Annotated in this window: 23 protein-coding genes; 13 read left to right on the top strand and 10 right to left on the bottom strand. The window is 70.8% G+C overall.

All coding sequences use genetic code 11. The annotated features are described in order from the left end of the window. Positions 1-7: 7 nt before the first annotated feature. From IEY82_RS23855 to IEY82_RS23840, 4 genes are all read left to right on the top strand, one after another. Complete coding sequence (locus IEY82_RS23855; RefSeq protein WP_308015980.1) at positions 8-1,120, top strand: sensor histidine kinase; 1,113 nt, start codon at positions 8-10, stop codon at positions 1,118-1,120. After that, entirely contained in the window at positions 1,111-1,755 is a 645-nt protein-coding gene (locus IEY82_RS23850; RefSeq protein WP_189126432.1) for a response regulator, read from the top strand. The genes IEY82_RS23855 and IEY82_RS23850 overlap by 10 nt, the downstream gene beginning before the upstream one ends. Positions 1,756-1,926: 171 nt before the next feature. Then, positions 1,927-5,427, top strand: a complete 3,501-nt coding sequence (locus IEY82_RS23845; RefSeq protein ID WP_189126431.1) for a S8 family serine peptidase — start codon at positions 1,927-1,929, stop codon at positions 5,425-5,427. Between the two features lie 225 nt (positions 5,428-5,652). Further along, on the top strand, positions 5,653-6,888 hold the full coding sequence (locus IEY82_RS23840) for an NAD(P)/FAD-dependent oxidoreductase (protein ID WP_189126430.1): 1,236 nt from the start codon (positions 5,653-5,655) through the stop codon (positions 6,886-6,888). Positions 6,889-7,208: 320 nt separating this feature from the next. Here IEY82_RS23840 and IEY82_RS23835 read toward each other — a convergent pair whose 3' ends face one another. Further along, positions 7,209-8,204 carry an endonuclease/exonuclease/phosphatase family protein gene (locus tag IEY82_RS23835; RefSeq protein WP_189126429.1) on the bottom strand — a complete coding sequence of 332 codons (996 nt, stop codon included), beginning with the start codon at positions 8,202-8,204 and terminating at the stop codon, positions 7,209-7,211. A gap of 192 nt (positions 8,205-8,396) precedes the next feature. Here IEY82_RS23835 and IEY82_RS23830 point away from each other — a divergent pair, with 192 nt between their 5' ends. Further along, on the top strand, positions 8,397-9,146 hold the full coding sequence (locus tag IEY82_RS23830; protein WP_189126428.1) for an SDR family NAD(P)-dependent oxidoreductase: 750 nt from the start codon (positions 8,397-8,399) through the stop codon (positions 9,144-9,146). A 189-nt stretch (positions 9,147-9,335) separates the two neighbouring features. On the opposite strand, the gene IEY82_RS23825 is transcribed toward IEY82_RS23830, so the two are convergent. After that, entirely contained in the window at positions 9,336-10,553 is a 1,218-nt protein-coding gene (locus IEY82_RS23825) for an ABC transporter ATP-binding protein (protein WP_189126427.1), read from the bottom strand. 177 nt (positions 10,554-10,730) lie between these two features. Here IEY82_RS23825 and IEY82_RS23820 point away from each other — a divergent pair, with 177 nt between their 5' ends. After that, positions 10,731-11,792 (top strand): LacI family DNA-binding transcriptional regulator, encoded by a 1,062-nt coding sequence (locus IEY82_RS23820; protein ID WP_189126426.1) that lies wholly within the window; start codon positions 10,731-10,733, stop codon positions 11,790-11,792. 11 nt (positions 11,793-11,803) lie between these two features. Here IEY82_RS23820 and IEY82_RS23815 read toward each other — a convergent pair whose 3' ends face one another. After that, entirely contained in the window at positions 11,804-12,289 is a 486-nt protein-coding gene (locus IEY82_RS23815; protein ID WP_189126425.1) for a glutathione peroxidase, read from the bottom strand. Positions 12,290-12,476: 187 nt separating this feature from the next. Between IEY82_RS23815 and IEY82_RS23810 the strand changes: the two genes are divergently transcribed. Continuing rightward, positions 12,477-12,875 (top strand): aggregation-promoting factor C-terminal-like domain-containing protein, encoded by a 399-nt coding sequence (locus IEY82_RS23810; protein ID WP_225263149.1) that lies wholly within the window; start codon positions 12,477-12,479, stop codon positions 12,873-12,875. A 337-nt stretch (positions 12,876-13,212) separates the two neighbouring features. Continuing rightward, positions 13,213-13,746, top strand: a complete 534-nt coding sequence (locus IEY82_RS23805; protein WP_225263150.1) for an aggregation-promoting factor C-terminal-like domain-containing protein — start codon at positions 13,213-13,215, stop codon at positions 13,744-13,746. Positions 13,747-13,797: 51 nt separating this feature from the next. Here IEY82_RS23805 and IEY82_RS23800 read toward each other — a convergent pair whose 3' ends face one another. Further along, positions 13,798-14,439 carry a TetR/AcrR family transcriptional regulator gene (locus IEY82_RS23800; protein ID WP_189126424.1) on the bottom strand — a complete coding sequence of 214 codons (642 nt, stop codon included), beginning with the start codon at positions 14,437-14,439 and terminating at the stop codon, positions 13,798-13,800. Between the two features lie 169 nt (positions 14,440-14,608). Here IEY82_RS23800 and IEY82_RS23795 point away from each other — a divergent pair, with 169 nt between their 5' ends. Continuing rightward, on the top strand, positions 14,609-15,721 hold the full coding sequence (locus IEY82_RS23795; RefSeq protein ID WP_189126423.1) for a ferritin-like domain-containing protein: 1,113 nt from the start codon (positions 14,609-14,611) through the stop codon (positions 15,719-15,721). A 9-nt stretch (positions 15,722-15,730) separates the two neighbouring features. Here IEY82_RS23795 and IEY82_RS23790 read toward each other — a convergent pair whose 3' ends face one another. Next, positions 15,731-16,783, bottom strand: a complete 1,053-nt coding sequence (locus IEY82_RS23790) for a hypothetical protein (protein ID WP_189126422.1) — start codon at positions 16,781-16,783, stop codon at positions 15,731-15,733. Next, entirely contained in the window at positions 16,776-17,351 is a 576-nt protein-coding gene (locus IEY82_RS23785) for a hypothetical protein (RefSeq protein ID WP_189126421.1), read from the bottom strand. Before IEY82_RS23785 ends, IEY82_RS23790 begins: the two co-directional genes overlap by 8 nt. A 407-nt stretch (positions 17,352-17,758) precedes the next feature. Between IEY82_RS23785 and IEY82_RS23780 the strand changes: the two genes are divergently transcribed. Further along, complete coding sequence (locus IEY82_RS23780) at positions 17,759-18,301, top strand: hypothetical protein (RefSeq protein ID WP_189126420.1); 543 nt, start codon at positions 17,759-17,761, stop codon at positions 18,299-18,301. A 338-nt stretch (positions 18,302-18,639) separates the two neighbouring features. Beyond that, a complete protein-coding gene (locus IEY82_RS23775; protein WP_189126419.1) occupies positions 18,640-19,788 on the top strand; it encodes a Vgb family protein in 1,149 nt (382 codons plus the stop codon). Positions 19,789-19,913: 125 nt separating this feature from the next. Here IEY82_RS23775 and IEY82_RS23770 read toward each other — a convergent pair whose 3' ends face one another. After that, positions 19,914-20,231 carry a carboxymuconolactone decarboxylase family protein gene (locus IEY82_RS23770; RefSeq protein ID WP_189126418.1) on the bottom strand — a complete coding sequence of 106 codons (318 nt, stop codon included), beginning with the start codon at positions 20,229-20,231 and terminating at the stop codon, positions 19,914-19,916. A 187-nt stretch (positions 20,232-20,418) separates the two neighbouring features. On the opposite strand from IEY82_RS23770, the gene glnII reads away from it, so the two are divergent. After that, the gene (gene glnII, locus IEY82_RS23765) at positions 20,419-21,438 is read left to right on the top strand and encodes a glutamine synthetase (RefSeq protein ID WP_189126417.1); all 1,020 of its coding nucleotides are present in this window, start codon (positions 20,419-20,421) and stop codon (positions 21,436-21,438) included. 67 nt (positions 21,439-21,505) lie between these two features. Here the strand turns inward: glnII and IEY82_RS23760 are convergent, their stop codons facing one another. Together IEY82_RS23760 and IEY82_RS23755 are read right to left on the bottom strand one after the other, a co-directional pair. Further along, complete coding sequence (locus IEY82_RS23760; protein WP_189126416.1) at positions 21,506-22,804, bottom strand: CehA/McbA family metallohydrolase; 1,299 nt, start codon at positions 22,802-22,804, stop codon at positions 21,506-21,508. 110 nt (positions 22,805-22,914) lie between these two features. Beyond that, the gene (locus tag IEY82_RS23755; protein WP_189126415.1) at positions 22,915-24,450 is read right to left on the bottom strand and encodes an aldehyde dehydrogenase family protein; all 1,536 of its coding nucleotides are present in this window, start codon (positions 24,448-24,450) and stop codon (positions 22,915-22,917) included. 203 nt (positions 24,451-24,653) lie between these two features. On the opposite strand from IEY82_RS23755, the gene IEY82_RS23750 reads away from it, so the two are divergent. Continuing rightward, a complete protein-coding gene (locus IEY82_RS23750) occupies positions 24,654-25,592 on the top strand; it encodes an alpha/beta fold hydrolase (RefSeq protein ID WP_225263152.1) in 939 nt (312 codons plus the stop codon). 13 nt (positions 25,593-25,605) lie between these two features. On the opposite strand, the gene IEY82_RS23745 is transcribed toward IEY82_RS23750, so the two are convergent. Beyond that, a complete protein-coding gene (locus tag IEY82_RS23745) occupies positions 25,606-25,890 on the bottom strand; it encodes a transposase (protein WP_225263154.1) in 285 nt (94 codons plus the stop codon). Positions 25,891-26,080: the final 190 nt, after the last annotated feature.

Genomic DNA, 26,080 nt, shown 5'->3' with positions numbered 1-26,080 from the left:
GCGCGGCGTGACTGCCGTGGTCCTTCGCAGGCTCGCCGGCGTGCTGGCCGGGACGTTGACCGGCGCCGCCGCGCTGGCCCTGCTGCTGCTCGCCTGGCCGTGGCGATCCGGGTGGGCGCCCCGGCTGGCGGCGGTCGAGCGGGCCCGCTCGTCGGCCTGGCTCGGGCACCACCTCCCGGACGGCGTCCCCGGCGCCGGCTACGTCGCGCTGCGCGGCCTGATCGGGGTGCTCGGCGGCTACGTGGCGCTGGTGCTGACGTTCACCGGGCTGCTGTTCGCGTCGGGCGGCCTCTGGGCCATGACGTACGGCCAGAGCAGCCCCGTGTCGCTGAACCTCCCCGGCGTCCGGCTGACGACGGAGAGCTGGGCGGTCGGCCTCACCTGCGCCGTGGTGATGCTGGCACTCGCCGTGGCCTGGTGCCGGCTGGTCGCCGGAGCCGAACGGCGGCTGGCCGTACGGTTCCTGGGCCCCGGCCCGGAGGAGGTGATGCGGCGGCGCATCGCCGAGCTGACCAGCACCCGGTCCGGCATCGTGCGGGCGGTCGACGACGAGCGGCGGCGGATCGAGCGTGACCTGCACGACGGTGTGCAGCAGCGCGGCGTCGCGCTGGCCATGCTGCTCGGCCGGGCCCGGCACAGCCCCGGCGCGGCCGCCGAGCTGGTCGACCAGGCCTACCTCGAGTCGCGGCAGCTCCTCGACGAGCTGCGCGGCGTGGCCTGGCGGATCTATCCGACCGCGCTCGACGAGCTGGGCCTGCGCGCGGCGCTGGAGGGGGTGGCCGAGCGGTCGGGCGTCCCGGTGACGGTGCACTACGGGCTGGCCGGGCGGCCGGTCTCGGAGGTGGAGACGGCACTCTACTTCGTGGCGCGCGAGGCGATCACCAACGCGGTCAAGCACGCGGAGGCCCGTGACATCCTGGTCGTCCTGGAGGAGGACGAACGGGAGGTTCGGGTGACCATCTCCGACGACGGGCGCGGCGGGGCCGATCCGGCGGGCGGCGGGCTGTCGGGGCTGGCCCGGCGGGTGCTCGCGCTCGACGGCGGGTTCGAGGTGGGGTCCGCGACGGGCGGCGGCACCCGGGTGCGCGCCTGGCTGCCGAAGCAGGCGCCGTGCGGCTGATCCTGGCCGACGACGCGGTGCTGCTCCGCGAGGGCCTGATCCGGCTGCTCGAAGAGGCGGGCCACCAGGTGGTGGCGGCCGTGGGCGACGCGGAGGCGCTGGTCGAGGCGGTGGCCGCCGACCGGCCCGACGTGGCCGTGGTGGACGTGCGGATGCCGCCCGGTCACTCCGACGAGGGGCTGCGCGCCGCCCTGGAGATCCGACGGCGCTGGCCCGGCGTCGGCATCGTGGTGCTGTCGCAGTACGTGGAGAAGACCTACGCGGCCGAATTGCTCACCGAGGCCGCCGAGGGCGTGGGCTACCTGCTCAAGGACCGGGTGTCGGAGGTGGCCGACTTCCTGGGGGCGCTGGAGCGGGTCCGGGCGGGCGGCACCGTGATCGATCCCGAGGTGGTGCGCCAGCTGCTGGCCCGCACCAGCCACGCCGACCCGCTGGCCACGCTCAGCGAGCGCGAGTCGGAGGTGCTGCGGCAGCTGGCGCAGGGCTACGCCAACTCCGCCATCGCCGGCAACCTGCACGTCTCGCTGAGCACGGTCGAGAAGCACGTCAACGCCATCTTCGACAAGCTCGACCTGCCGCGGACCCCGGTCTACAGCAGGCGGGTGCTGGCCATCCTGCGCTATCTCGACGGCTGAGCCGTCATCGGCTCCGTGGCAGCGCTCCTGACCAGATCACATTTCATGACATGTCAAGTTTTAGTTAGTCGGCAACCCTTGCAAAGCGGACACGTTCTCTTCACTCTCTCTCCATAGGCGTAAAGATCAGCTCGACCCCGGCGGGCTTCCGCCGGGCGTTAAGGAGAGCGAGTGCCGAACACCCCCCGCTGGCGTGCGATCCTGACCGGGGTCATCGCCGCCACCACCCTCATGTTCCCCGCGGGCGTCGCCCAGGCCGCGCCCGATCCCGACAAGATCAGCGAGGCCGTGCAGGCCGACCTCGACACCGACGGCAAGGCCACCTTCTGGGTGCGCCTGAAGGGCGAGGCCGACCTCACCGCCGCCCGCCGGGCCGCCACCAAGGACCAGAAGGCCGAGCAGGTCTTCGAGGCCAAGACCGGGCAGGCCACCAGCTCCCAGGCCGAGCTGCGCAAGCTCCTCGACTCCCAGGAGGCCGACTACACCTCCTACTGGATCGTCAACGCCGTCAGGGTGACGGCCGGTCCCAAGCTGGCGGCCGAGATCGCCGCCCTGCCGGACGTCGACCGGATCGACCCGGTGCGCAGCGTGTCGCTGCCCAAGCCCATCACCGGCACCCCCGAGGCCAGGGTCAACGCCGTCGAGTGGAACATCGACCGGGTCAACGCCCCCCGCGTCTGGTCCGAGCTGGGCGTGCGCGGCGAGGGCATCGTGGTCGGCGAGATCGACACCGGCGCCCAGTTCGACCACCCCGCGCTGGCCGCGAACTACCGGGGCAAGAACCCGGACGGCTCGGTCGACCACGCCTACAACTGGTTCGACCCGGCCGGGGTCTGCCCGACATCCGCGCCGTGCGACAACAACGGCCACGGCACCCACGTCATGGGCACCATGGTCGGCGCCGACGGCATCGGCGTCGCGCCCGGCGCCAGGTGGATCGCCGCCAAGGGCTGCGAGAGCAACTCCTGCAGCGACGCCTCCCTGCTCGCCGCTGGCCAGTGGATGCTCGCGCCCACCGACCTGAACGGCGAGAACCCCCGGCCCGACCTCGCGCCCGACATCATCAACAACTCCTGGGGCGGCGACGGGTTCGACCCCTGGTACAAGGAGACCGTCGAGGCCTGGGTCGCCGCCGGCATCTTCCCCGCCTTCGCCAACGGCAACGAGGGGCCCGCCTGCCGTACCAGCGGGTCGCCCGGACAGTACGTGATCAGCTACAGCGCGGGCGGCTTCGACGTCAACAACGTCGTCTACGGCAACTCCAGCAAGGGCGAGGGCGAGAACGGCGAGATCAAGCCGAACATCGCCGCGCCCGCCGTGAACGTGCGCTCGTCCCTCCCCGGAGGCGGCTACGGCACCGGCACGGGCACCTCGATGGCCTCGCCGCACGTGGCGGCCACGGTGGCGCTCATCTGGTCGGCGGCGCCGGGCCTGCAGGGCGACATCGCCGCCACGAGGCCGGTGCTCGACGGCACGGCCGTCGACGTCAACGACACCAGCTGCGGCGGCACCGCCACCGACAACAACGTCTGGGGCGAGGGCCGGCTCGACTCCTTCGCCGCCGTCCAGGCCGCCCCCCGCGACGGGGTCGGCGACCTCACCGGCACCGTCAGCGCCGGCGGCACTCCCGTGGCGGGCGCCACGGTCGTCGTCACCGGCCCGATCACCCGTACGGTCACCACAGGCGAGGACGGGACGTACGCCATCGCCCGCCTGGTGCCCGGCGACTACCAGATCACCGCCGACCGGTTCGGCTACGCGCAGGGCACCGCGACGGCGACGGTCGTCGCCGGGCAGAGCGTCACCGCGGACGTGACGCTGGCCCGGCAGGCCACGGCCACGCTGTCCGGCACGGTCACCACGGCCGGCACACCGGAGCCGAACGCCAAGGTCGAGGCGCTGGGCACGCCGGTCGCCACCGTCACCGACGCGCAGGGCCGCTACCGGCTCACGCTGCCGGTCGGGGAGTACAGCATCCAGGTCACGGGCTCCCGTTGCTCCCGGGGCGCCACCGTGGGGCTCAACCTGACGGCCGACACGACCCAGGACATCGAGCTGGCGCTGCGCGGCGACAACTTCGGCTACACCTGCCGCAGCGGCGCCGAGGCGTACGTGGCGGGGACCGACAAGCTGGCGCTGACCGGTGACGACGAGGCGGTGCAGGTGCCCCTGCCGTTCGCGGTCCCGTTCTACGGGACGGGCCAGAGCAGGGTGTGGGTCGCCACCAACGGGTTCGCCACCTTCGCCGCCGACCGGGTCGTCACGGCCGGCAACGGCAGGCTCCCGACCACGGGCACCCCCAACAACGCCGTCTACCCGTACTGGGACGACCTGGTCGTGGACGCCCAGAGCGGCGTCTACACCGGCGTCGTGGGCACCGCCCCGCACCGGCGGTTCGTGATCGAGTGGCGCAACGTCACCTTCTACAGCGACACGACGCAGCGCATCTCGTTCTCGGCCCTGCTGGGCGAGGACGGCACGGTCGGCTACCGCTACAAGGACATCGAGAGCCAGCGCGAGCAGGGCGCCAGCGCCACGGTCGGCGTCGAGAACGCGGCCGGCAACGACGCGCTGCTCTACTCCTACGAGGAGACGGTGCTGTCCAGCGGCCAGAGCCTGACGATCACGGCGAGCAGGCACGGCCTGGTCACCGGTACGGTCACCGACGCCAACGACGGCGAGCCGCTGGCCGGGGCGACGGTCAAGGTGGGCGACGTGGCCACGTTCACCACCGGCGCGGCCGGCACGTTCTACGGGCAGGTGCTGGCCGGCGACTACCAGGTGGAGGTGTCCAAGGAGCACTACGGCACGTTCACCAAGGAGGTCACGATCGCCCCGTCCGCGCCGACCCGGATCGACACGGCGCTGGTGACCGGCCGGGTCAGCCCCTCCACGGCCGAGCTGACCGTGGTGATGCCGGGGGAGGCGAGCAGGACGCGCTCGTTCGAGCTGACCAACCTCGGCTCGCCCACCGCCTACACCGTCACCACCGACCCGGCCCAGGGCTGGCTCGGCGTGACGCCCGCCGGCGGTGAGCTGGCCAAGGGCCAGACGGCGAAGCTCGACGTCACCGTCTCCAGCGCCGGAGTCCAGCCGGGCACGATCCGCTCCGGCAAGGTGATCGTCCGCTCCGCCAGCGGACGGCAGCCGGTCATCGAGGTCGCGGTCACGGTCGTGGTGCCCAAGCACCAGGTGGCCGTGGACGTCGGCGGCGGCAAGGCACTGGTCGACTCCGCCGGCGACGGCTGGACCGCCGACCGGAAGTACACCCAGGGCGGCCACGGCTACGTCGCCAACTCCAGCAGGACCCACTCCACGACCAGGACCATCGCCGGCACGCAGGACCAGGCACTGTTCCGGACCGCCCGCGAGGGCATGCTGGAATACCGCTTCGACAACGTGCCGGCCGGCACCTACACGGTGGAGCTGGGCTTCGCCGAGACCAGGTCGATGAAGATGGGCAAGCGGGTCTTCGACGTCCTGGTCGAGGGCCAGCTCGCCATCCCGGCGCTGGACCTGGCGCTGGAGGCGGGCACCTACACGGCCGTCAGCAGGCAGTACACGGTGAAGGTCACCGACGGTCAGCTCAACGTGCGGTTCGCGACCCGCGAGGGCGCGACGATCGTGAACGCGATCCGCGTCTCCGAGCGTCCGGACCGGGCCACGTCCTGACGCTCGCCGGCCCGCCTCACCGATCCGGCGGGGCGGGCCGTTCGCGTTCCCGATCTGATTTGTTTGCCATCCCCGCATGCTCGGCTGAGCATCGCCGATTCTCCGTCCGGGTATCTCCGTCTCCGCGTCGCGCACCAGGCACCGCCCGGCCGGCGGGGTGTCCGCGCGCGCCGGCGTGCGGAGCGACAGGGATTGTGAGACCACTCGCCCGATGGGGGCCATACCATGGTTCGACAGACACGTCCGGTCAGGCCGAGGGTCGTGATCGTGGGGGCGGGCTTCGCCGGGCTGAACGCGATGCAGGAGCTGGGCCGGGGCGACGCCCAGGTCACCCTGGTCGACCGCAATCCCTACACGACGTTCCAGCCGTTGCTCTACCAGGTGGCCACCGGGGCGCTCTCGGCCGGTGACGTGGCCTTCCCCCTGCGGGTGAGCGCGTCGAGGTTCCGGAACGTACGCGTACGGGTGGCCGGCATGACCGGCCTGCGGGCCGCCGAGCGGCAGGTGGAGCTCGACGACGGCACCATCCTCGACTACGACTACCTCGTGCTGGCCACCGGCGTCACCACCAACTGGGCGCGCATCCCCGGCGCGGAGGTCAACTCCATGCCGATGTACTCGCTCGACGACGCGATCAGGATGCGCGAGGAGCTGCTGCGCTGCCTGGAGGACACTGCGGCGGGCAGGCGCCGCTCCAGCCACGTCGTGGTCATCGGCGGCGGAGCCACCGGGGTCGAGATGGCGGGCACCATGGCCGAGCTGCGCCGGCGCTGGATCCCGCTGACCTACCCCGAGATCGCTCCCAAGCAGGCGAGCGTCACCCTGGTGGAGCGGTTCGACCATGTGCTCTCGCCGTACCGGCCCCGGCTGCGCGCCAAGGCCGCCAGGGCGCTGCGCAGGCGCGGCGTGCGGATGATGCTCGGCAGCACGGTCGCGTCCGTCGAGCACGACATGGTCGTGCTGACGGACGGCACCCGGCTCCCCAGCGACGTGACCGTGTGGGCGCTCGGCGTCGCCGCGCCCGCGCAGATCGGCGGCTACGGTCTGCGCCAGGGCAAGGGCGGCGCCATCGTGGTCACCAGCGCGCTCAACGTCGAGGAGCACCCGGAGATCTTCGTCGCCGGTGACCTGGCGAGTCCGCCCGACCCGCTGCCGCAGCTGGCGCAGCCCGGCATCCAGATGGGCAGGCACGTGGCCAGGCAGATCCTGGCCGCCGCCCACGGCCGGCCGCTGACACCGTTCGTCTACCACGACCTCGGCACCATGGCCACGGTCGGCCGCTGCGAGGCGGTCCTGCAGTTCGACAACGGGTTCGGGCTCAGCGGCCTGCCCGCCTGGGTGGGCTGGATCGCCGTGCACGTCGCCCAGCTCCTGGGCGGGCGCAACCGGCTCACCGTGCTGATCAACTTCCTGTGGAGATACTTCGGCCCGCGCCGGAGCGCCGCCTCGGTCGCCAAGTGACCTCGCCAGGTGACCACGCCGGGTGACCTCACCGGGTGACCTCGCCAAGTGACCGGCCGGGACGTCAGAGCCCGGGCGGAGGCTCGAACCGCACCGTCCGGTTGAGCCCGACGCGGATCGTCGATCCGGGCGGCACGACGACGGGGGAGTCGGGCGGCAGGTCGGTGAAGTCAGGCTCGTCCGGTGTCCGGAGCCCGGTGCCGTTGGTGGAGCCGAGGTCGGTGATCAGCAGGCGGTCGCCGTCGGGGACGACGCGGAGGTCCCGCTGGGCGGCGTCGCGTCGAGCGGCCGCCCGCCGGGAGTCGGTCGAGGCATTCGCCCTACGGCCGGGCGGGCAGGCGCAGCTCGGCGAACACGCCCCGATGGTCGGTGCCCGGCACGTCCAGGATCTCGGCCCGGGCCACCCCGGCCCGGCGGTCGGCCAGGACGTGGTCGATGGTGATGAGCGGCGGCATCCACCGGCCGTTGGGCCAGGTCGGCACCAGCCCCTTGCCGACCTGTTCGGCGGCGTCGTGGTAGCCCCGGTCGAGCAGGTCGCGCAGGGCGCGGTGGTCGAGGCTGGCGTTGAAGTCGCCGGCCAGCACCCGCACCACCTCGTCGGAGGCGGGCGGAAGGGCCTCCATCGCGGCGTACCAGTCGGTGGTCATCCGGCCGAGCGGCGGGTTGGGGTGGACGGCGACGATCTGGGCGGTCATCCCGTCCGGCAGGCTGACCGTGGCCGCCGGCATGTTGTGCCCGATCGGGGTGAACAGCCCGTCGAGCGCGGTCAGCGGGTGTCTGGCGTACAACCCGCTCCCGGTGGCGCCGAAGTCGGCCTGCAGCACCCGGTGCGGCATCAGCGTGCCGAGCCCGGCGGCGTCGAGCGCCGCCACCTGGCGGTGGGTGAGCTCCAGCGCGCTGAACACGTCGGGGTTGTACGCGCGGACCAGGTCCACCACGCTCGCCGGATCGGCCCGCCCGAACAGGTTGATCGTCAGCACCCGCAGCGGGGTCCCCTCCGCAGCGGCCGGCCCGGCGAACGCCCTCGGGGCGACGGTGGCCGTGAAGGCAACGCAGGCGGCCAGGGCCAGGCAGGCGGCGGGCCGGTTGCGGGCCGCCAGCAGCAGCGCCGTCAGCGCCGACACCACCACCGCGAGCGGCGTCAGCGTCATCAGCTGCGTGACGAACGACCCCTGCTCCAGCCCGGTCAGCCGGACGACCGCCCACAGAGCGAGGAACGTGGCGAACGTCCAGGACGGCCAGCGGCGCCCGCGCCGCTTCGGCCGCGACCGGCCGCCTTCGTCCTTCGCCGCCCGCGCACGTCGCGTGCCGGCCATGATGCTCACCCGAGTCGCCCCGCCCTCGCTTGATCCGCGCTTCCCGATCGACCCTAGACGGCTCGCGGGGAAGGTGAGGCCGCCCGCTCGGGCCTTGGCCCAGCCCTCCCCGTTGAGCTGCGCGAACGCTCGCGGACTTCCTGGCAAACCTCTCAGCTTCGGCGGGGCCGCCGGGCCCGTTAGGGTGCTGGCATGCCTACCGCACTGATCACCGGCGCGACCTCCGGCATCGGAGCCGCCTTCGCCCGCCGCCTGGCTGCCGACGGGTTCGACCTCGTCCTGGTGGCCCGTGACGAGACCAGGCTGGCCGAGACCGCCGACCGGCTCAAGCTCAGGTACGGCACGGGCGTCCAGACCCTCGTCGCCGACCTCGCCACCGACGAGGGGCTGACCCGGGTCGAGGCGCGGCTGCGTGACCGGGTCGACCTGCTGGTCAACAACGCGGGGTTCGGCCACCCCGAGTCGTTCCCCGGCGTGCCGGTCGAGGACGAGGTCCGCATGCTGAAGGTGCACTGCGAGGCCGTGCTGCGGCTGACCCTGGCCGTCCTGCCCGGCATGAGGGAGCGCGACCGGGGCGCGGTGATCAACGTCGCGTCCGTGGCCGCCTTCTTCACCCGTGGCACCTACAGCGCGTCCAAGGCGTGGGTGGTCAACTTCAGCGAGTCGGCCGCGGCAGAGCTCGGAAACCCGCGCATCAGGATCATGGCGCTGTGCCCGGGGTTCGTACGGACCGAGTTCCACCAGCGGGCCTCGATGGACATGTCGGCGATGCCGTCCTTCATGTGGCTGGACGCCGACAAGGTGGCCGCCGAGGCCATGCGCGACCTCGCGCTGGGCAGGCGCGTGTCGGTGCCCGGCCTGCTCTACAAGACGGTGGTGGCCGCCGGCCGGTTCGTGCCGCGCGGGCTCGTGGGCAGGGTCTCCGCGCGGATCGGCCGCTGACCGGCACCCGGCAGCCGAAGGTCTCGGGACAAAGGTCTACGGGGCGAAAAGTCTCCGGGCACAAAGTCTCCGGGCACAAAGTCTCCGGGCAAAAGGGCTCCGGGCAAAAGGGCGGGCCCCGCCGCGGGAGGGGGTCGCGACAGGGCCCTGACGGCCCGAATGTGCTCGGGCCGGGCGTGGGGAGCGCGGTCAGGCGCTCGTGTTGGCCTCGTGGCCGATGGCCAGACCCGAGGTCGGGTCGAAGAAGTGCAGGTTGTGCGTGTCGAGGACCAGGTCGATGTGCTGGCCGGGACGCACGTGGCTGCGGGCGTTGACGCGGGCGGTCCAGAGCGACTTGTCGCCCACGAGCGGCAGCGTGGCCTCCTCGTCGTCACCCGTGTCGGCGGCGGCGACGGTGTCCTTGTGCTCGACGGGCGGGGCGTCGATCAGGAACAGCACGTTGATCTCGGAGCCCAGCTCCTCGGTGACCTCGGCCTTAACGGGAAGGGTGGCCCAGCCGTCGGCGTGGCTGCCGGCGGAGCCGGCGTCCTCGAAGTCGGATGGGCGGATGCCGAGGATGACCTTCTTGCCGATGTAGGCGTCGAGGCCCGGCTTGTCGGCGAAGGTGGAGTCGGGGATCGGCAGCTTGATGTCGGCGAAGGTCACGGCGGCGCCGCCGTCGCGGACCAGCTCGGCCGTGACGAAGTTCATCGACGGCGAGCCCATGAACCCGGCCACGAACAGGTTGACCGGCTTGTCGAACAGGTTCTGCGGGGTGTCGACCTGCTGGAGCAGGCCGTCGCGCAGGACACAGACGCGGTCGCCCAGCGTCATGGCCTCGACCTGGTCGTGGGTGACGTAGACGGTCGTGACGCCGAGGCGCTCGTGCAGCGTGTTGAGCGAGGCGCGCATGGAGACGCGGAGCTTGGCGTCGAGGTTGGACAGCGGCTCGTCCATGAGGAACGCCTGCGGCTCGCGGACGATGGCGCGGCCCATCGCGACACGCTGGCGCTGACCACCGGACAGGGCGGCCGGCTTGCGCTTGAGGTAGGTCTCCAGGCCCAGCATCTTGGCGGCCTCGTTGACCCGCTTCTGGATCTCCGGCTTGGGCATCTTGCGAAGCTTGAGACCGAAGGCGAGGTTCTCCTCGACCGTCATGTGCGGGTAGAGCGCGTAGTTCTGGAAGACCATTGCGATGTCGCGGTCCTTGGGAGGCAGGTGGTTGACCACCTTGTCGCCGATCGCGATCTCGCCGCCGCTGATGTCCTCCAGGCCGGCGATCATGCGGAGCGCGGTCGACTTCCCGCAGCCCGAGGGGCCCACCAGCACCATGAACTCGCCATCCTTGATCTCAAGGTTGAGCCCGTTCACGGCCTTCACGCCACCGGCGTAGACCTTGTCGACATTGGTCAGAACGATGGAAGCCATGTCAGTCCTTCGCGCTCCAGGGCGGTGGCCCGGATGTTGTGCGGGGGTGCACTTTCGTGGATACGTTTTCAAGCATCTCACCGTGAATCACCCCTTGGTGTCAATAGCCCGTATAAACAAGGGCTTCAGGGCCGGCAGGGGTTCCGGAAACAGTGGAACCATGATGGAATCGTTTCCATGGATGCCAAGCGAGCGACCATCAAGGACGTGGCGAGAGCGGCCGGTGTCGGAGTCGCCACCGTGTCCAGGGTGCTGTCCGGCGGCTCGGCCAGCGCGCGGACCAGGGAGCGCGTGCTGGCCGTCGCGGCGCAGCTCGACTACCGCCCGAGCGCGCTCGGCCGCAACCTGCGCCAGCGCCGCACGGGCGGCATCGGACTGCTCGTGCCCGACCTGACCGACTCCTTCTTCGGCCGGCTGGCCGAGGGTGTGCTGGCCTGCGCGCGCTCGGCCGGCGAGCCGGTCGTGGTCGGTTCCACGGGCGACGACCCCGAGCAGGAGGCCGAGCTGATCGGCATGCTGCTGGAGCAGAGCGTCGATCGGCTGATCGCGGTGCCGTCGGGCGACGCCGACGCGTGGGGCCCGGCGGTCAAGGCGGGCATGACCGTGGTCTTCGCCGACCGGCTGCCCTCGGAGGCGCCGGGCGAAGACGACGACAGCGCCGCCACCGCCGACCTCATGCTGCTCGACGGCCTTGCGCCCGCTCCGGTGGCCCGCTCCGCCGACCTGCCCGCCGTGCTCGCCGACGACCGGGCCGGCATCCGTACGGCGGTGCGCTATCTCAGCGGGCTCGGCCACCGGCGCATCGCGTTCCTCGGCGGCCCCGGCCACGACCGCAGGGTGGCGGCCTTCCGCGAGGCGGTGGGCTCGCCGGTGGACGAGGAGCTCGTGGTGTTCGCGACCGGCAGCCGCGACTCGGCCTACGCGGCCGCCTCGGGCCTGTTCCAGAGCCGCCCCGACCTGACGGCCGTGCTGGCCGCGGGCAACGTGCTCGGCGAGGCGGCCGTGCTCGCCGCCCGCGAGCTCGACCTGCGGGTGCCGCGTGACGTGTCGCTGGTGATGTACGACGACGTCCCGTGGGCGGAGCTGTGCGCGCCGCCGCTCACGGTGATCGCCCAGCCCGCGCGCGACATCGGCTACCGGGCGGCCGAGCTGGTGCTGCGCTCGGGGAGCCGCCGGCCGCGCGGTGTCGTGCTGCCGACGGAGCTCATCGTGCGCGGCAGCTGCGGCCCCCGGCGCTGACCCGCAGGGGGTTAAAGGACTTTCTCGATGGCCGCGACGACGGCCGGGTCCTCGGGCGTGGTGGTCGGGCGGAACCGGGCGACGACGGCGCCGTCCCGGTCGAGGAGGAACTTCTCGAAGTTCCACTGGACGTCGCCGGCCTGGCCGTCGGCGTCGGGGGTCTCGGTCAGGCCGGCGTAGAGCGGGTGCCGGTCGGGGCCGTTGACGTCCGACTTCTCCAGCAGCGGGAAGTCGGCGCCGTAGGTGGTCGAGCAGAACTCCTGGATCTCCTCGGCCGAGCCGGGCTCCTGGCCCATGAACTGGTTGCAGGGCACGCCGACGACGGCGAAGCCGCGCGGGCCGTACTCCTGGTGCAGTTTGACCAGGCCGCTGTACTGCGGCGTGAGGCCGCACTTGGAGGCCACGTTCACGATCAGGACGGCCTGCGGGCCGACCAGCTCGCCGAGCGTGGTGGGGGCATCCGCGAGGGTGCGGACCGGGATGTCACGAAGGCTCATGATCTGACCCTACAGAACGGGCTGCCCCCAATTTTGTGATGCTTTACACATTTTCCAGACATAGGCCCTGAACAGGGATATATCGAGATCTTCAGGAGCGATTTCTTTTTTCATGGTCAATTAGCGACAAACGGCGTAAGTCCGGCAGGGTGGCGCGGTCCCCGAACCCGTTCGAGAGGGAACCCGCATGCCGATGCTCCGCCGTACCTCCGCTCTGCTCCTGTCCGCCACGCTGGTGGCGACAGGCGGGGCGACGGCCGCACAGGCGCAGACCTCCCAGGCGACGAGCAACCGGAACAAGATCATCGCCAAGCCCATGGCGGCCAAGCGCGGCTGGATGAAAGGCCAGTTCGCCTGCCTGGTCAAGCTCTGGTCGAGGGAGAGTGGCTGGAACCACCGCGCCGGCAACCGCTCCGGCGCCTACGGCATCCCGCAGGCGCTGCCCGGCCACAAGATGGCCACGTCGGGCCGTGACTGGCGCACCAACCCGCGAACCCAGATCGCCTGGGGCCTCGGTTACATCAAGAAGAGGTACGGGACGCCGTGTCGCGCGTGGGGTCATTTCCAATCCCACCGCTGGTACTGATCCAAACTCCAGGCGCGTCCCCGTTTCCCGCAAAGCCGCGGCCTGCCCGCCGCCGGGCCGGGCCACGGTGGTCCAGCGAGACGGCCACGAGTACCGAACGATCAGGCAAATACCTGTCCGCCGCGTGTCACAGTGTGTGACCGATGACCACGGAGCGTAATAGAAACCCGCTAGAGGACACGTCGCGGAGCCCTCCGGGCCGCCCAGCGAGATCGGGCGGTTCCAGGATTCCGGAGCGGCCGCGCGGACCCTCCACGTCCGAGCCACGGACGCGGACCGGCAGGGCGCCCGGACAGCCGGGCGCCCGTTCGCACGCGACCCGACAGCGAGGATCGCAATGGACAGCACACACGCTCTGCGCGGCGCACTCGTCGTGATGGCGACGGTCACCGCGTTCGGCGGGACAGTGACGACGGCCCAGGCCGAACCCGAACTCCATCTCCATACCGCGACGACGGGCCGGGCCGAGTCCGAGCCCCACATCCATGAGGGACTCTGGAAGGCCCCCGTCGTCAAGCAGCGCGTCTGGCGGACCACCGCCGTGCCCGCGGTCGTCCCAAGGCGGCCGCTGAGCAGAAACAAGAAGATCGCCCTGGACCACGTCGTCCAGAGGTCCTGGTCCTACCGGCAGTTCCGTTGCCTCGACAATCTGTGGACCAGGGAGAGCGGCTGGAACCACCGCGCACAGAACTCGTCATCGGGCGCCTACGGCATTCCGCAGGCCCTCCCCGCCGGCAAGATGCAGGGGGCGGGCAGCGACTGGCGCTCGAATCCGGAGACCCAGATCCGCTGGGGCCTGACCTACATCAAGGGAAGGTACGGCCGCCCCTGCGGCGCCTGGGGGCACTTCAGGTCGCACAACTGGTACTGACGGCAGCCGCACAGGGGAAGGTGCGGCTGCCCGGACGGAGGGCATCCGGGCTCACCGGGTGCCCTCCCTCCTCTGCGGATGCACGGCGATGGCCTGGATCAGCAGCTCCACCCCGAACTCGTACTCGGCCTCGTGATCGCAGCTGTGCAGCAGCGACGACAGCGCGCTCACCTCGGGGAACAGGGTGGCGTCGACCTCCTCGACGGTCTGCCGGTGGTCCGGCGCGAACGTGGGCGTCACCCCGACCTCGCGCAGCAGCGACCCCACGATGAAGGCGATGAACATCCGCAGCACCCGGACCGCGTGCGCTCCGTCGAACCCGGCGCTGCGCAGCGTGGCCAGCGCCCGCTCGACCGGCAGCAGCCCGGCGGTCGAGTGCAGCTGACGGCTGACGACCAGCATGGTGGAGCGGGGATGGCCGTGGGCGATCTGCCGGAACGCGCGCGCCTGCATCCGCACCCGATCGGTCCAGTGGGCGTCGGGGTCGTCGGTGAACTCGATCTCGCTCAGCACGGTCTCGGCGACGCCGTTGAGCAGCGCGTCCTTGTTGGGCACGTGGTTGTAGAGCGACATCACGCCGAAGCCCAGCTCGGCCGCGATGCGCCGCATGGACACCGCGTCGGCCCCCTCGCGCTCGATGAGGTCGATCGCCGCCGCGATGATGCGCGCCCTGGACAGGGGCTCCGTGGCCAATGAAACTCCTCGGGCGCGAAGAAGGTGATCCGCGGCGGGATGATTGCCGCCGCCCTCCTGGAGTATAAGAGCGCCCCGTGGGGCCGCGGCCGACCTATTGACGCGTGTACGGCGTACGTGCAAGCCTCGAAGCGACGTACGGTGTACGTAACCCCCCTGCGGAGGTCAGATGTCGACGCACGATCTCTACACGATCCCCGCCGAACTCTCCACCTGGGACGTGGAGATGGCCGGCACCAGCAAGTTCACCTGGGAGTACGACGACGGCCGGGATCGCATGCTCGCCTTGTACCAGAAGGGCAAGGACAAGCAGTGGGACTCCACCAAGCGCATCGACTGGGACCTCGAGGTCGATCCGTACAACGTGCTCGGCATCTCCGACCAGACGATCGCCATCTATGACACGCCCCTGTGGCACAAGCTGAGCGAGCAGCAGCGCAAGGACGTCCGGTTGCACGGCGCCTCCTGGCAGTTCTCCCAGTTCCTGCACGGCGAGCAGGGGGCGATGATCTGCTCGGCCAAGATCGTGGAGTCGGTGCCCGACCTCGACTCGAAGTTCTACGCCGCCACCCAGACCATGGACGAGGCCAGGCACGCCGAGACCTACGCCCGTTTCCTGCAGGACAAGGTGGGTCTGGCCTACCCCATCAATCAGCACCTCAAGGCGCTGCTGGACTCCACGCTCAGCGACTCGCGCTGGGACATGCCCTATCTCGGCATGCAGGTGCTGATCGAGGGGCTGGCGCTGGCCGCGTTCGGCGTGATGCGCGACATCACCACCCAGCCGCTGCCCAAGCAGATCCTCGCCTACGTCATGCAGGACGAGGCCCGGCACGTCGCATTCGGGCGGATGGCGCTGCGCGACTACTACAAGAACCTGTCGGAGACCGAACTGCGCGAGCGTGAGGACTTCGTCATCGAGGGCTGCTACCTGATGCGCGACCGGCTGCGCGGCGCGGAGAGCTGGGAGCACCTGAACCTGTCGAAGCAGGAGCACGAGGACGTCATGCGGGCCACGGAGAACTCCGACTACCTCCGCCTGTTCCGCTCACTCCTGTTCAGCCGCATCGTCCCGTGCGTCAAGGACATCGGTCTGTGGAGCCCGCGCCTACAGCAGGCGTACGCGGACATGGGCGTGCTGGAGATGGCGGGACAGTCGCTCGACGCGCTGATGAAGCAGGACGAGGACATCGCGGACCGGCTCGACGAGGCCCGGTTCGCCGAGGAGGAGGCCGAGCGGCACGAGGAGGTCGCGGACACGATCTCCCTCGGCGCCTCCTAGCCGCGCGGGTCAGACGAGGTCGTCCTGCGGGGCGGCGGCCTCGGCGGCGATCCGGCGGCGCATCCGCCGGCGCCGCATCCCGAGGAGGATCGCCGTGCCGAGCAGGACCGGCAGCCCGGTCAGCGTGAGCACCAGCGCCGGGGGCGAGTCCAGCGAGGCGGCCAGCCCCCAGCCCCCGGCCGCGGCCGGGAAGGTGAGCGTGCCGTCGGCCGTGCGCTCGACCCGGCCGCTGCGCAGCGTGAGAGTGAACTTCCATGGCCCGTCCGGCAGGTCCTCGCCCAGCATCGCCGAGACGTTGGCGCGGTCGCCGGGCGCCAGGGTCGTGCCGCGGTCGACCGGGAACGGGCCCGCGCTGAGCTCGCTCGGGCCGTCGGAGAGCGTGATCAGCCCCTCGACGTCGATGGCGCGCTCGCCGGTGTTGGCCACCTCGGTCACGATCTGCGGGTGGCCGTCCTCGGTCCGGTGGGGGACGATGTCACCGATCTCGAAGTCGGTGGGCGGCTCGCCTCCCGGTCCGACGTCGAGCAGCGTGCGGATGCCGATGCGGTTGACCAGCGCGACGTTCTTGTCCTGAGTCGCGGGCCCGGACGACACCTGCGCCCAGATGACGGCGTAGCGCTCTCCCTCGCCGGCCCACTCCGGCACGGTGATGGTGGCCTTCACCGTCTCGCTGCTGTGCGGCTTCACGACGATCTCGGGCCGGTTGAGCGAGATCCACGAGGTGAGCTCGTTGGTGACGCCGGCCGGCTCGAAGGTGAAGCGGCCCTTGCTGATGCCGGCGGCGCCCGCGTAGACCTGCGCGCGCACGGGTTTCGGCGAGGTGCTGGTGACCTCGACGCGCCTGGTGAAGGTGGTGCCGGGGTTGACGTGGTCGACGATGTAGTTGCGGGCCCGGGGGTCGTCGACCCGGCTGGCGGGGATCTCGACCAGCCTGATGCCGATGGTGCCGTTCTCCGGTCGCTCCGGACCGTCGGCGAGGGCGGCGGGGGCGGTGGCGAGCCCTTGGAGGAGGAGGGCGAGCAGCGTCGCGGACGCCGCTCGCCGGATGCGCGGGTCAGGCAACGGAGTGGTTCACCGTTCCGGTGTAGGTGCCGGCCACCGCCTGGGCGGGGACGTCGACTTCGATGGTCGGAGCCCAGGAGGCCGAGTTGTTGCCGGAGCCCGAGACCTTGCTGAAGGCGGTGCGCGGGTTGTTCAGCGACTGCCGGGAAGCCGCGTTGGGCTGACCGGGCACGAACGCGGCGGCGGGGGCGCCGGAGATGCTCGTGGCGGGGCCGGACCAGTAGAAGACGCTGCTGGCCGGCACCGTCTCGGCCGGCGTGCCGCCGCCGGTGGTGAAACTCGTGGCCGAGACCGTCGCGGTCCAGGTGGCCGAGAGCGCGGCCCGCGTGTCGTCCACGGTGACCGTGCCGATCGGGCCGCTGATCAGGCCGCCGGGAGCGGCGCCCCCGATGCTGACCGGGCCGTTGGGCACGGTGATCGTCAGCCCGTCACCGGAGGAGACGGCGAAGGTCACCGTCGTCGGGCAGGTGGTGGACTGCGGGCAGATGTCGGCGCCGGCCGGCATGGCCACCGCCACGGCCGCCAGTGCCACGGCGACCCCTATTCCTCCGGTAACGAAACGGCTCATCAGCACTGCCGATCCCCTCATTGAGCTCCGGCCTGGTCATGGCCGCCCGTATGTGATCACATCCTGCTCCTGTGGTGCTGATCGGAAACCGTGACCTCCCGCATCTGACAACTCCTTTGTCATGATCTGGTGCTCCTTGGCAATCAGGCGAGCGCGCGCGATGGTGGCCCACCAGCCTTATGTCCGGCTTTCGCCGTATTGTGTCGAGGGTGATGCGATCAGCGTCTCATCCCACCGTGTCGGTGAACCATTACTTTCCGGCTTGCCGGTGAATTTACTTTCCATGGAGGAGATTCGAGAAGGCCGCATCCGCGACCGCCTCTAAGCTGCCATCGGCTTTCACTCGTGCCATTGAGGGAAACGCGTTGATTCTGGAGAGGTTCCGAGGGGCGTCATTGAGGAGAGCGGTGCGAACCACCCCGTCGCTGATCGCGTCGACGGTCCTGGTGGCCGCGCTGGGTGCGCACCCCGTTCACGCGTCCGCCCCGCGAGCCGGATCGACCGTGCCGGCCACGTCCCCCGGCCAAGCGCTGACGATCAGCGTTCCCGCCCTGGTCCTGTTCGGCGCCCGCGTCCCGGGCACCGTCTTCAACGGCAACATGGGCACGGTGACCGTGGTCGACGCCCGGCCGGGCAACCGCAACTGGACGGCGACCGTCGCGTCCACGAACTTCACCACGGGCAGTGGCACCGGGCCGCAGACCATCTCCAGGAACAACGTCTCCTACTGGTCCGGCCCGACCACCGCGCAGACCGGCGGCGGCACCCGTCTTCCCGGGCAGCTCACGGCCGCGCAGCAGGTGTCCCTGTCGGTGTCGAGGACGGCGTTCCGGGCGAGCAAGCCGCAGGGCACCTCCACCACGAGCTGGCGGCCGACGCTCGTCATCACGATCCCGTCCTCGGCGGTCACCGGCTCCTACACGGGCGTCATCACCCACTCGGTCGCCTGACCGCCGCCTGTCCGCTGCCTCCGTGCCGTCAGTGCCGCCGGCGACGTTTCCGGAAATGCCCGAAACGCGGGGCCTTTGTGGATTTTCCATCGGTACCGGCAGTGGCCCGGGAATTGGCGGAGTCGTTACGCACCACGAAGTCAGGCCCTCGGGACGAGCGACCGCGGCGCGAGATATTTGGACGGCTGGGCCGGGCCGCCGCGAAAACTCAGGACCGGGCTCTGTGTGAAATTCGAGGGCGCATATCCGGATTTTCCGCACAGCTGTCCGATGGTGATTCCGTGAAACGGCTCGAACCACCCAGCCGCAACCCGCGTTCTTTCTCGTGGAAGGATGTCATGAGTCACCGCTCTCGATTCCTGGTTTACCCGCTCACGGCGATCGCCGTGGTGCTCGCGGCGGGCCTGCCCGTGTCGGCGTCGGCTCCGGAGCCCACCCCGGAGCCGGCGCCGCAGGCCGTGGCCTCGTCGCTCCCCTCGTCGGTCACGCCCCCCTGGGTGAGGTTGTGCCGGAAGCTCAAGCAGCAGCGGCGCCACCGGCACATCCGGTGCCACAACCCGCGCGGCAGGGACCACCGGGTCCCGCTCCGGGTGGCGGCCGCACGGACGCCCACGCTCAGCGAGCTGACCATCCCGACCAGCCCCGCGACGCCCGTCGGCATCGTCACCGGACCCGACGGCAACGTGTGGTTCACCGAGGCCTACGGCAACAAGATCGGCCGCGTCACCACAGGCGGCCTGTTCACCGAGTTCTCGCTGCCCAACGAGGAGTCCATGCCCACGGGCCTGGCCGTCGGCCCGGACGGAGCGCTGTGGTTCACCGAGTCGATCGGCAACCGGATCGGGCGCATCACCACATCCGGCACGATCACCGAGTACACGATCCCGACCGCCGCCTCCTATCCCTGGGGGATCACCGCCGGCCCCGACGGAGCGCTGTGGTTCACTGAGTCGGACGGTAACAAGATCGGGAGGATCACCACCTCGGGGACGTTCACCGAGTACGCCCTGCCCACGTCCACCGTCTATCCGATGGAGATCACCACGGGCCCGGACGGCGCCCTGTGGTTCGCCCAGGCGCTCGGGGGCGGCATCACGCGCGTCACCACGTCGGGCGTCTTCACCGAGTACAACTCCCCGACGACGGGCTCGATGCCCATCGGCATCACCTCGGGCCCGGACGGCAACCTGTGGTACACCGACGGCAACGGGGCCGTCGGCAAGGTCACCACGTCGGGCGTCTTCACCGAGTACCCACTCAGCAACGCGAACGCCTTCCCCTGGGGCATCACCGTGGGCCCGGACGACGACCTCTGGTTCGTGGAACAGGTGACCGGGAAGGTCGCCACCGTCTCCACCTCCGGGATCATCACCGAGTACGCGCTCCCAGACGCGTTCTCCGGGCCGTTCCACATCACCACCGGGCCCGATGACAAGATCTGGTTCACCGAGGACTACATCGACAAGCTCGGCATCCTGACGCTCTGACGCCCGGGGCCGGTGGTCGCGCCCCGGAAACGGCGCGGCCGCCGGCATGGACGCACGGGAGTCATGCGCCGAACGCCCCCTGGAACACGCGGACCGAGATCCACGAGGTCAGTCTGGAGGGCGCGTCAATCGGATGGGGCCGTCCTGACGGTCGTGATCAGCTCCTCCACCTGGGAGTTCAGCCGGGCTCCCCGGGCCCAGCCGGCGTAGTGGGTCAGGAAGACCACGACCTCGCGCAACTCGCTCTCGGTGAGCGCGCCGGTGCGCAGGCCGGCGTCGAGCTGGATCCCCACGCCGTCGTCCATCCCCTGGCCGACGAGCAGGCCCAGCAGGAGGAGACGGCGTTCCTTGACGGAGAGCACGTCGCGGGACCACACGTCGGCGAACCGGTGTTCGGTCGTCAACCCGAAGGAGTCCACGGTCTCCAGCGGAGGTTCGGTCATGGCACGCTCCGGGTTGTGGGGGATGCTCACATCTTTCGCTACTTCCCGGGTTGAGCCAATGGGGGTTGCGCGAACGTTGTACGCCGGGTCAGGCGATTAACACAATGTTCACATATGGGCAAAAACCGGGAAACGGCCATCCAGAAGACTCGGCGTGGCTGAGAGAAATCCCGAAAGGACCCCGGTTGTGAGCTACAAGGCTGAGTACATCTGGATCGACGGCACCGAGCCCACCGCACTGCTGCGCTCGAAGACGAGGATCCTGGCCGATGGGGCCGAGCCGCCGGTCTGGGGTTTCGACGGATCCAGCACCAACCAGGCCGAGGGCCACGCGTCGGACCGAGTGCTCCGCCCGGTTTTCACCTGCCCTGACCCGATCCGCGGCGGTGCGAGCCTGCTCGTCCTCTGTGAGGTTGAGGAGATCGACGGCGCGCCGCACGCGAGCAACACCCGTGCCTCCCTGCGCGGAGTCGCCGAGCAGTTCGCCGACCAGGAGTCGTGGTTCGGCATCGAGCAGGAATACACCTTCTTCAAGGGCAGCCGCCCGCTCGGCTTCCCCGACGGCGGCTTCCCCGCCCCGCAGGGCCCCTACTACTGCGGCGTGGGCGCGGACGCCATCTTCGGCCGCGAGATCGTCGAGCTGCACCTCGACCGCTGCCTCGCCGCCGGTCTGGCGGTCTCCGGCATCAACGCCGAGGTCATGCCGGGCCAGTGGGAGTTCCAGATCGGCCCGGCCGGTCCGCTGGAGGTCGCCGACCACATGTGGATCGCCCGCTGGCTGCTCTACCGGACCGCCGAGGAGTTCGGCGTGGAGGCCACGCTCGACGCCAAGCCCGCCCGTGGCGACTGGAACGGCGCCGGCGCGCACACCAACTTCTCGACCAAGGCCATGCGCGAGGGCTACGACGCCATCATCACCGCGTGCGAGGCGCTCGGCGAGGGTGACAAGCCCATGGAGCACGTCTCTCAGTACGGTGTCGGCATCGAGAGCCGGCTGACCGGCGCCCACGAGACCGCCCCGTGGAACAAGTACTCCTACGGTGTGTCCGACCGCGGCGCCTCCGTCCGCATCCCGTGGCAGGTCGAGGTGGAGAAGAAGGGCTACATCGAGGACCGTCGCCCCAACGCCAACGTCGACCCGTACGTGGTCACCCGCCTGCTGGTCAACACCTGCTGCGCCGCCCTGGAGAAGGCCGGCCAGGTCTGACCCGAAAAGGACCGGACAGGAGGAACGCGGGCACCCCCGATGCGGGGCCCGCGTTCCTCCTTCCCGGTCAGGCCAGCCGTGCCCGGTAGACGCGGCGGGCCTCGTCCATCACCGCCAGGTAGCCGGCGCCGGCCCGGTCCTTGAACAGCTCCTCCAGCAGCTCCAGCCAGCGCAGGCAGAACGTGACGTCCTCCTCCCTGGCCACCCGCCGGTGCTGGACGTCGAGGTAGACCGGGCTGGTGTGCGCGAGCACCTGCCCGCCTACCTCGGCGACCGCCACCACGTACGTCGGCCAGACGACCGTCAGGCCGGCGCTGAGCTCACCGGGCCCGCCCGAGGCCAGCTCGCCGTCGGCGGTGAGCAGCCGCACCGTCTCCACCCGGGGGCCGATCACCCGGGCGCAGGCCCGAACCCGGTCGCCGGGAGTCAGGTCGATCGTGGTGCCCGGCCCCTGTCCGTCGACCGACAGCTCCAGGAACGGGCCGGTCGTCGCGAACGTGCGGCCCCGGCGCACCGCGTCGGCGTAGGACTCGGCGGTCAGCGGGCCGGCCACCTGGGCGTAGGTGCGTTCGCGGCCGATGGGGCCGAGCCGGTGAGCGGTGCCGGCGACGGCGGCGATCCGGTTGCCCGCGCCGATCAGCCGCCGGTAGGCGCGCGCCGAGCCGATCGCGGAGGAGAAGCTGTCGACCAGTCCGAGGGCCGCGTCGACCACCGACAGGCGCGCGTCGAACCCCGGGTCGCCGGCGCCGACGAGCTGCTCAGGTGTCTCCACCGGCCCGCGGAAGGCGTTGGCGTAGCCGATGAGCAGTTGCTTGTCGCGGAGCGCGCGGCCGGGCGGCGAACCTCCGTCGAGGCCCAGCGCCTGGTGGGCCAGACCGACCCGGGCCACGTGCGTGTCGTCGGACCAGGGCAGGTCGCGGCCCTGCCACTGTCCGGCCGCCTCGCCGTCGCCGGGCAGCAGGTTGACGACGTGCAGGTCTTCGCCCAGCTGTGAGGCGGCGACCCACGGGGACGGCCGGTTGAGGTGTACGTGCAGGTCGCCGCCGTACCAGCCGTGCGCGGCGGCGTCGTAGATGCGCTGGGGAGCCAGCTCGACGAGCGTCTCCCCGTCGCCGGGCACGAGCGTGGTCTCGGCGTGACCGTACTCCATGCCCCTGGCCGCCCTGACCCGCAGCGGTTCGGCGGGCACGTCGAGGACGATGTCATCGCCATGGAAGTAGGGCAGGCCGTCGTGATCGCGCGCCGGAGAGGTGTCGCGCGGGAAGTATCCCTGTCCGTCGGCGCTCCAGACGCTCCAGCGGCAGGGGAAGCCGGCCCGCAGCCGGAGCGTCCGAGTCGTGGTGAGTAACTCCAGATTGTCACGCATTGGCTTCTCCCCGTAATCGAAAGGCGCCTCATCGTGACACGGTCGTCACTCTCCGGGAAGACCCATGTTTTCGGGCGGTGTGGCTTTCTTCCCTCCTGGGTGGAAAAGATCTAGAGCCGGAAATCCAGGTCCGGGGTGATGTCCACCACGTCCATCTGGGCCTTCTGGAGCCGGCCTGAATGATCCCAGTTCATCGCCTGCCAGCGGGTGAACTGGTCGAGCACCCACATACCCGACTGCCGGCTGCCGTTGCCCGACTTGCCGTTGCCGCCGAACGGCAGGTGCGCCTCGGCCCCGGAGGTGGAGTTGTTGACGCTGACCATCCCGGCCGAGACGCCCTCGCGGAAGCGGAAGGCGTGTTTGGGGTCGGTCGTGTAGATGGAGCTGGAGAGCCCGTAGCCGGGGAGGTTGGCCAGCTCGACGGCCTCGTCGAAGGTCTGGAAGCCGGTCACGCCGACGATCGGCCCGAACGTCTCCTCCAGGAACAGCCGGTCGGTGGCCCGCACGCCGTCGACCACGACCGGGTGGTAGTAGAGCCCCCCGTCGCCGGTGAAGTCGCCGCGCGGGTTGTCGGGCGTGATCCTGCCGACCTCTCCCGGCACGACCCGGTGGTGGGGCTGGATCCAGGTCAGGTACTCCTCGTAGCGGTCGGCGAACTTCTGGTCGAGCAGCGGCCCGGCCAGCACGTCCTGCGTGGGGTCGCCGATCCTGGCCTCGCGCACGGCGCGGGCGAACCGCTCGACGAACTCCGCGTGCACGCTCTCGTGCGCGATGACCGTGCCGAGGCTGGTGCAGCGCTGGCCGGCGGTGCCGAAGCCGGCGAACAGCGCCCCCTCGACGGCGAGGTCGAGGTCGGCGTCAGGCATGATCACCATCGGGTTCTTGCCGCCCAGCTCCAGGCAGGCCGACTGCAGGTGACGCCCGGTCAGCTCGCCGACGCGCCGGCCCACCTCGCTCGACCCGGTGAACCCGACCTTGTGCACCGTGCCCTCGCCGAGCGCCCGCTCCAGCCCCTCGAACGTCTGGTCGCCGTCGGCGAACACGATGTTGAGCACCCCGTCGGGCAGCCCGGCCGCCACGAACAACTGGTACATGGCGTGGGCGGAGGCGGCGGCGTACTCGGCCGGCTTCCACACCACGGCGTTGCCGCACAGCAGTGCCGGTACGAGATACCAGGACGGCACCGCGACCGGGAAGTTGCCCGCCGTGATGACCGCGGCGACCCCCACCGGGGTGCGGAAGGTGAACAGGTTCTTGTCCGGCATCTCCGACGGCACCGTCTGCCCATAGAGGCGGCGCCCCTCGCCGAGGAAGAAGTCGCACGTGTCGACGATCTCCCGCACCTCGCCCAGCGCCTCGGCGTACGGCTTGCCGATCTCCTCGGTGACCAGCTTGGCCAGGCTCTCGGCGTTGGCCTCGACCAGCCGGCCGATCGACGCGATCACCCGCCCGCGGACCGGCGGCGGCACCTTGGCCCACTCCCGCTGCGCCTCCTTGGCCGTACGGCAGGCGTCGGCGAAGGCGCCGGCGTCGGCCAGCCCGACGTCGGCGACCACCTGGCCGGTGCGCGCGGGGTTGGTGGACTGGTAGGCGCCGGCGCTGGGCACGTCCTTACCACCCACGACGGAGACAATCTGACGGGTCACCGGGGTCCTCCTCGTAGTTACTCCGGACAGACAATCATCTCGCCGCAAAATACCCAAGACGCCACGATGTCAGCCTCGATCGTCGAGCCCGAGCGCGCCGGCCTGCTCCCGGCTCCCTGCTCCGGGCGGTGCCCTGAATTGCTTACAGTGTAAGCTATTGTTTCGCCGATAACTCCTTACGTCCTAAGGAATTGGGTGATCCCATGACCAAGGCCACGCTGCACGACGGCGCCACCATCGAGATCGAGGTGCACGGCGACGGCCCCGCCCTGCTGCTGCCGGTCGACCCCCGGCCGGTCGAAGGGCCTCAGGCGGACGAGATGCGCCGGTGGGGGGCCGACCCCGCCCTCGGCCGCTCGCTCATCGACGGGCTCCGCGACGCCTTCCGGGTCGTCGCGTTCGACTACGAGAAACACGTCCTGGCCACGCCCAAGCCCGACACGCTGACCCCCGCCAACATCGCCGCCGACCTGCTCGCCGTCGCCGACGCCGCCGGGGCCGACCGGTTCGCCTACTACGGCTACTCATGGCTGGCGCTCAGCGGCCTCCAGCTGGCGATCCGCACCGACCGGCTGTCGGCCCTGGTCATGGGCGGCTACCCGCCGCTCGACGGGCCGTACGCGGAGATGCTGGCCGTCACCCTGGCCGCCCACGCGATGTCCTCCGCCCCCAAGACCGGCGCGAGCGTCGGCGACCAGACGGCCGCCGGCGAGCCCGACTGGTCGACCGTCGAGGTGGCGACCACACCCGACCAGACGCAGCAGTTCGTCACGCTGTACGAGGCGCTGCGCGGGTTCGACGACCGGGCCGCGCAGCCGGCGGTCCGCTGCCCGCGCCTGTGCTTCGCCGGCTCCGCCGACCAGATCGTCTACGACGAGCGCTGGGGCGGCGTGACCGTGGACCTCGGCGGCCCGCTCGTCCGCCGGCGCGCCGAGCTGGAAGCCCTCGGCTGGGAGGTGCGGGTGCTGGACGGGCTGGACCACATGACCGGCATGCAGGCCGCCGCCGTGCTGCCGGTCATCCGGCCCTGGCTCGCCGCGGCCGTTCAGCATGATCTGGCGTGGAACCCCCGGCGTTTACGCCCGGGAGGAAACGACAGCGCGGGAGGGCCGCCAAGGCCCGAGCGGTGCGGTGACCGGTAGGCAGTGGAGCGGCTCAGCCCGGGGGTTTCTGGTTGCTGATGTACTCGTTGACGATCGATGGGGGTGCGCCGCCGCGGGAGGTGTCGAATGACGACCGTGAGCAGAAATGCGCGTCCCGCGGATACTTACGGGTAGGTGCCGGATGGCGCAGGAGCCGGGCGGACACGCCTTTGCGGCTGTTCACCGGCGTCGAGAGGGCGGCTTTGGGCAGGTGGTGCGCGAGTGGGTGCAGGTGATCTTCCTCGCCGTTGAACTCGGGTCGGCTCCCCTTTCCGAGACTGTCGCACACCTCGATCATGATGTTCGCGATGACGCGGGATCTCGCCGGTGAACATCCCCGCCGATCGACGCTTCGGGGTGAAGATCACATGCGCGTGAAGCGCGCGGACGACGCGTCCGCCCTCTTCTCACGCCGGGGTTCGGTTTCCATCCCGGTGGCGTGGGCTTGGCGATAATGTGTTCGAGGTGAAGCTGGTGGTGCAGGTCAG

The organism is Nonomuraea cavernae (assembly GCF_014646355.1).
GTDB lineage: Bacteria > Actinomycetota > Actinomycetes > Streptosporangiales > Streptosporangiaceae > Nonomuraea > Nonomuraea cavernae.
This window is presented reverse-complemented; position numbering and strand designations above follow the sequence as displayed.